This window comes from Paenibacillus zanthoxyli JH29 (assembly GCF_000520715.1).
Classification (GTDB): Bacteria; Bacillota; Bacilli; order Paenibacillales; family Paenibacillaceae; genus Paenibacillus_AQ; species Paenibacillus_AQ zanthoxyli.
In genome coordinates this window covers 1-5,526 of record NZ_ASSD01000057.1, presented here as the reverse complement: position 1 = coordinate 5,526, position 5,526 = coordinate 1, and the positions used below count along the sequence as shown (strand labels likewise).

9 protein-coding genes are annotated in these 5,526 nt (G+C 45.3%); 3 read left to right on the top strand and 6 right to left on the bottom strand.

Features of this window, described 5'->3' with window-relative positions; genetic code table 11:
* The 5 genes from L691_RS32425 to L691_RS0102290 all read right to left on the bottom strand — a co-directional run.
* Nucleotides 1-704 (bottom strand): LysM peptidoglycan-binding domain-containing protein (locus L691_RS32425; RefSeq protein ID WP_198022958.1); only part of this gene is annotated, 704 nt, incomplete at its 3' end.
* 72 nt (nucleotides 705-776) lie between these two features.
* On the bottom strand, nucleotides 777-1,058 hold the full coding sequence (locus L691_RS0102305; RefSeq protein ID WP_025688522.1) for a GNAT family N-acetyltransferase: 282 nt from the start codon (nucleotides 1,056-1,058) through the stop codon (nucleotides 777-779).
* Nucleotides 1,059-1,060: 2 nt separating this feature from the next.
* A complete protein-coding gene (locus L691_RS0102300; protein ID WP_025688521.1) occupies nucleotides 1,061-1,303 on the bottom strand; it encodes a (4Fe-4S)-binding protein in 243 nt (80 codons plus the stop codon).
* A 16-nt stretch (nucleotides 1,304-1,319) separates the two neighbouring features.
* Nucleotides 1,320-1,895, bottom strand: coding sequence for an NADPH-dependent FMN reductase (locus tag L691_RS30985; RefSeq protein WP_025688520.1), 576 nt, complete (start codon nucleotides 1,893-1,895; stop codon nucleotides 1,320-1,322).
* A gap of 26 nt (nucleotides 1,896-1,921) precedes the next feature.
* Nucleotides 1,922-3,016: a low temperature requirement protein A gene (locus L691_RS0102290; RefSeq protein WP_025688519.1), complete on the bottom strand. Its 1,095-nt coding sequence runs from the start codon at nucleotides 3,014-3,016 to the stop codon at nucleotides 1,922-1,924.
* 262 nt (nucleotides 3,017-3,278) lie between these two features.
* Between L691_RS0102290 and L691_RS0102280 the strand changes: the two genes are divergently transcribed.
* Together L691_RS0102280 and L691_RS0102275 are read left to right on the top strand one after the other, a co-directional pair.
* Nucleotides 3,279-3,521: a hypothetical protein gene (locus L691_RS0102280; RefSeq protein ID WP_025688518.1), complete on the top strand. Its 243-nt coding sequence runs from the start codon at nucleotides 3,279-3,281 to the stop codon at nucleotides 3,519-3,521.
* Between the two features lie 177 nt (nucleotides 3,522-3,698).
* Nucleotides 3,699-4,073 carry a hypothetical protein gene (locus L691_RS0102275; protein WP_025688517.1) on the top strand — a complete coding sequence of 125 codons (375 nt, stop codon included), beginning with the start codon at nucleotides 3,699-3,701 and terminating at the stop codon, nucleotides 4,071-4,073.
* A gap of 31 nt (nucleotides 4,074-4,104) precedes the next feature.
* Here L691_RS0102275 and L691_RS27580 read toward each other — a convergent pair whose 3' ends face one another.
* Entirely contained in the window at nucleotides 4,105-4,977 is an 873-nt protein-coding gene (locus tag L691_RS27580; protein WP_232229072.1) for an Rpn family recombination-promoting nuclease/putative transposase, read from the bottom strand.
* Between the two features lie 138 nt (nucleotides 4,978-5,115).
* Between L691_RS27580 and L691_RS31725 the strand changes: the two genes are divergently transcribed.
* Nucleotides 5,116-5,286 (top strand): hypothetical protein, encoded by a 171-nt coding sequence (locus L691_RS31725; protein ID WP_156934133.1) that lies wholly within the window; start codon nucleotides 5,116-5,118, stop codon nucleotides 5,284-5,286.
* Nucleotides 5,287-5,526: the final 240 nt, after the last annotated feature.

The window sequence follows — 5,526 nt, the reverse complement described above, 5'->3', positions numbered from 1 at the left end:
TTTCCTCCCCCAGCCGTAAAGGCATCCGCCATTTCTAACTCATGCTTCTCAATCTGATCGTATATCTCAATATCGGATTTATAATTTCCGGATAGCCGGAAAACAGCTTCATCTTTGAGCTGCCGCAAGTGCTCATGAAGTATCTTCATCAAGACCCGCTTTGGCCAGTTTGGGTTGATGCTGCTTAAGTAAGCGGCGATTTCATCCGCATTGGCGTACCATTTTTTCTCCGTTTCTGAGACTGCCTTCTTATCGCCGGCCTTGGCCGCTTTAACAAGTTGCGCCGCCAACACAAGATGATCTTTCATTAAAGCGCTGAATCGTGCGGCAACCTCGTCACCATAGTAACGTCTTAATACGGCAGCCATGTCCGGAGCATTTCGGAGAAGACGTTCAGTCACCAGCGCCTCATCCGGCAAACCCGCCGCAATGCTTATGATAAGCATTCTCGTCCATGCCACATGCTGCTCCCAGAGCGTCCGCCAGACTTGATTTAATTCAGCCTCTGCCTTGCTAATACATGCAGAGCTTTGCACTGGAACAGCTTCACTCCTTAACAACGGGACTAACGGTTGCGCATAAGGAATGCCATTTATCTGCCCATGGTGAAAACTGTAGGGGTAAACTCCTGGATAGACACCCTCCGCTGGATAAAACGATGATTGATACCGCGGATCTGCCACCCACGGCGCTGAGTAGAACATACTTGTTTCCTCCCTGACATAGTTATTTGCCTAATATCTATATGTGAGGGAGGATTCATTGGGTACTGATTTTTATTTATTGAGAACATCCGCGTATTCGGAGTAATGCTCGAATCTTCCCTTGGCAAAGGGACATAAGGGTACAATCTTAATCCCGTTTTCCCGCGCGTATTCCACCATTGCTATGAAAAGCTTGTCGCCAAGCCCCTGTCCCCGGTATGCATTGTCCACCAAAGTATGATCAACAATATAAAGTTCCGGACTTGAGATTACATACGTCATTTCGGCAGCAATTGCGCCGTTGTCTCGAATAAGAAATCTTTTATTAGCTGTATCATGATTTACAATATGCATGTTCATTCCTCTTCCTTTTTTGAATTTTCTCCGTCTAAACGTTTATACGTCAGTGCTCCGCTTGGACATTTGTCGATATGCCGGGCGATTTCCTCCGCAGGAGCGGCATCAGGATTAACCCACGGGCGTTTGCTTAAATCAAAAACGGCAGGAAACCCCTTTACGCAAATACCGGAATGCGTGCATATCTCCGAATTGAACATAACCTCAATATCTTTACCGTAGTACAATTTCTGTTGACTCATTATTCCTTCACACCTTTCACTTTTGAGATTGCTTAAAGATTAAGATCCATTGTTCGAAAGCTATCAGAAATTTTTCCAAATGGCGGAGCGTTGCTTCATCGTCCAACTCCCCAGTAGTTTCATTCAGTTTTTCGTGAACGCTGCCAATGAGAGCTTTCGGCCCTGGCATCGTATAGGCATTCATGGCAAGCAGTGTCTGCCTCACCTGTGCTTGTGACTGTGCTGTTCCCCCGTTCCCTGGTGTCGCTCCTGCAATGGCAAAAGGCTTTTGAATAAGCACGGAGCTTTTGACCGGACGCGAAGCCCAATCCAAAGCGTTTTTCAAAACGCCCGGAATTCCCATGTTATATTCGGGAGTGACGATCAACACTCCATCCGCTCTTCGAATGCTTTCTTTAAATTGAGCAACAGACTGTGGATCGCCTTGACTTTCGATATCCGCATTGTACAGTGGAATCGCCGATATGTCGACGTGATGAATTTCCCAATGCTCAGGCGCAAGCTCTTCCATTGCCTTTAGCACCCTTTTATTGAAAGAACCTTCACGAAGACTTCCACATATGGCTGTGATAGTAAGTTTGTTTTCGCTCATCCTTGCTCTCCTCTTCTTGGTTTAGTCTAAGTTGTTGTTATTTTAGCATAGACGATAAAAAACAGAGTTAATTGGGCCAGGATTATGATGTTTGGAACGACTAGAATTAGATTGATCGCTAGAAAAGCGGCTAAAATCGCTGTGAACAGCCCGAGATGATTGATTTTTAACCGTTGGTGCTCATACCTGTATTTATGGAAGACAAGGGAAGTAGCAATGAAATAAATGAACACTGAACCAAATAAATAATACAGGATAAATGAATAATGGACCTCCTGCAAGTACAATAGCTGTATAGACGAGGCAATCATGCTCAAGGACATTAAAATGAACAGATGCCCGTAAATAACAGTTTGGCCGGCGGTTTGGACCGACTTGTCCACTTTCTTCTCCACATTATCGTAATACTGCCACCAGATAGAGACAATCAGAGTAAATGCTAGGATTGAAAACGAGATGGAGTCCCAGTCCCCTTTTTGCGGCTGCAGCACTGAAAGTGTACTGACGACTGTCTCGCCAAAAAGAATTAGAGTCAATAAACCAAAGCGTTCCAACAAGTGCCCCGTATGGGTCGGCGATTTCATCAAATGCTTGCGTCCCGCAAGGGGTACAATCATTTCAACAATAATACCTGCATACAGCGCAGCATATCGAATCCATGATTCAAAAAAGAGAGAAGATACGGAAATAAGGATTCCAAACCAAAAGCGCGTCCCCAAATAGTGTGCTGTGTTTCTTCGACTTCCTTTTACTTCTGACCTCAGAACAACGAGATATTGGACCGCTGTCATGACTCTAAGTCCAACATAACCAGTAAGGAAGGGGATATAGTATTGATCAAAATCTACCGACAGGCTGGATGTCATAATAAGTACAAATAACATTTGTAAAATCAAAAACATCCGCTGATGCCAAAAGTCCTCTCCAAAGCGATTAATAAACATCGTTTGTCCAACCCAAGCCCACCAGATCGGGATGAAAATTAAGACAAATTTTAATAAATACTCTAAATGAATATACCCCGCTTCAACATGAAGCAAAACATGCGTTGATTTCGAAAAAGCGGCCACAAATATCAGATCATAAAAGAGCTCTAGCCATGTAACTTTCTTTTCTCCCAAGCTAAAACTCCCTTCTTATTTCATATATAACTATTATATATATATTACTTAATTCAGCAATCCCCATCTCCCGTGAGCGACAGGAGCAGCTCCTGCAGGATGAAATCCGTAACGTCTCCCGCATGATTAAAGCAGATGAAAAAAGAAAAGGCGACAACTGGAGCATCAAGCAAATAGTCTTATTTGAGAATAACCTGAAATCTCGACTTGGGCAGCTGTTTGGCGAGGTCGTTTCTTCCTTGGATTACGCCCGAAGGCAGCCATGACCGGCAGAAGCATTTCCCGCTCGTGTCAGGATGCCGATGAAACGGTATTATCTGCGGCTGAGATGAAGGCCGTTGCTGTGGGCAAACCGATGTCGGCGGAGAAAATGAAAGTGGACAATGAAGTCATCCGCCTCAAGCTGCTCAAAACAAACTGGCATAACGAGCAAGTCATGCTGGAACGGCAGTTCAGTCAGCATTACCCGCAAGTGCTGGCTTCCTGTGCGGAAAAACTGGAGTAGTATCAGGCGGATTGGAAGCTCGCAGAACAGCATCGGCTTCAGGAATTTTCAATCACGTTGGATGGTACGGTTTATGCCGACCGTCCCCAAGCAGGAGAAGTGCTGCTTCTCATATCCAAAGTAACTGAACTGGAGCATCAAGCTATAAAGTTGGAATAATTCAAAGGCTTCGATATTTTGCTGTCCCGCCCCGGTTTTAAACATGTACAACTCCATCTGCAAGGAACGGCGACCTACACGGTCGAGCTTGGGGATTCGGTTTTAGGTAAAATTAGCAGGCTTGAGAATCTGCTGGATAAAATCCCTTCAAGGATAGAGGCAACCAGACAGCATCAACAAGATACTCTCCGCCAGATCGAAACGGCGAGGAAAGAAATCGGGAAGCCTTTTGAATTTGAAGATCGCCTAAGTCAGTTCGTAGCGCGGCAGTCTAAGATTAACTCCGCATTGGAGTTTAAGGAACTGCAGGAGCATTCAGTAATGGATGAAGCGGAAGATGAACAACAAGCTGAAGACTTGGGGGAATGCAAAGGAATGGAGCATGACCCCTGAAAAAGGAAAAACCGCTCCAAAGGAACGGAATTTAGTAGGCTTGCTTACGCCAATCTTCAATGGTTTGGACAGAAAAACCAGTAGCTCGAACAATTGATGAGTCATCCATCCCCATTCGGATTAGCTGTTTAGCCACATCTTCTTTACCTTTTTGTTGACCCTTGCGTTCAATATCATCAAAGACTTTTTCCAGTCCCATGAATGAAGCATCTCCTTTCACGTTCTGGATAAATTGCTGCAAGCTGGGCTCATTCTCTGGCAGTTTCTGCAACAAAATGTTCGCCATCCAAGCCACGAATTTCTGCTGACTATCTGCCGGCATTTGCTGAATCGTATTCATCAGTTTGCCGAAACGATTCAATAATTGCTCCTGGTCTTCGGTCTGATCGAGCAGAAAAACGGAGCCTATCGCATTCGACAACGCCAATAATTCTTCTTCTGTATATCGTGCAACATCTATAAGCAAATATTCAAAATTGAGCAGTTCCGAACCAAACAGGTTCTCGTTAGCAAGCAGCTTGCGGAGCTCCAGCTCCGCCGCTGACCACTTTTGCGTTCCATTATACAACACAATCGGAACAATCGGCGGCAATTGAAATGTTTTCCTGTTAGACAAAGCGTCCTCTTCATTTTGCAATAAATAGCGCCAAATCTCCACTTGATACAAGAGTAACCGATACGGCATCCGAAAATCCACAGTGGATTGCATCTCTAAGAGCAAATAAAATACAACATCTTGGCCATTCAGCTTCACCCGGTAGACGAGATCCGCCTCCTGGCGCTTAAAGTCCTGCAGCACGAAGGAATGTGGAATCTCCTGTACTTCCTCGTTTACCGCTTGCACCCAGCCTTTATTGATGAAAGAACGGAGCAGTTCAACGAAAAGCTTTTTACTGGAGAGCAAATAACGGTAGGAGTATCATGCCGCTGATGCACCGTTTCCGGGTTCACATCTGAAGACATCCCATCTACCCCTTTCCAAATTACTACTTATATTATACGATTTTCCACCTTCCCAAACAACGAATGGAGGGATGCTTCCATGACACAACACACCCTGTTTACCAAAGAGCAAATTAGATCAGCCGATCAGGTGAATCTGATCGAGTTTGCAAAATCACAGGGTTACGTACTTGAGAATGGCGGCGGGCAAAGCGGTAATGCGGGTCAAACCGGAATGAGGGAGCCGGCTCCATTTCCAGACCGGATCTGACTCCGATCGAGGCCCGGTCCTTGATCGAAGTACTGTGGGAGCAACGGCTTTTTAAAAACCACACCCCGACTTCCGTTCCTCATCCTTCGGGCTGCGGTATGGGTTCGGCTACGCTCCCACCCCAGTACCATCTGGAAACTCACTTTGCACCTTTTCAGCTGTCCGGATCAACTGGAAAATATGGAGAATGAGCTTGCAAATACGATTATGGACCTCTGTCAAGATAGTAGACACAGAAAT

What these genes read in the sequence shown, in the direction of transcription:
- L691_RS0102305 (WP_025688522.1), bottom strand. Translation starts at nt 1,058, where the DNA reads ATGCATATTGTAAATCATGATACAGCTAATAAAAGATTTCTTATTCGA.
- L691_RS0102300 (WP_025688521.1), bottom strand. Translation starts at nt 1,303, where the DNA reads ATGAGTCAACAGAAATTGTACTACGGTAAAGATATTGAGGTTATGTTC.
- L691_RS30985 (WP_025688520.1), bottom strand. Translation starts at nt 1,895, where the DNA reads ATGAGCGAAAACAAACTTACTATCACAGCCATATGTGGAAGTCTTCGT.
- L691_RS0102280 (WP_025688518.1), top strand. Translation starts at nt 3,279, where the DNA reads ATGACCGGCAGAAGCATTTCCCGCTCGTGTCAGGATGCCGATGAAACG.
- L691_RS31725 (WP_156934133.1), top strand. Translation starts at nt 5,116, where the DNA reads ATGACACAACACACCCTGTTTACCAAAGAGCAAATTAGATCAGCCGAT.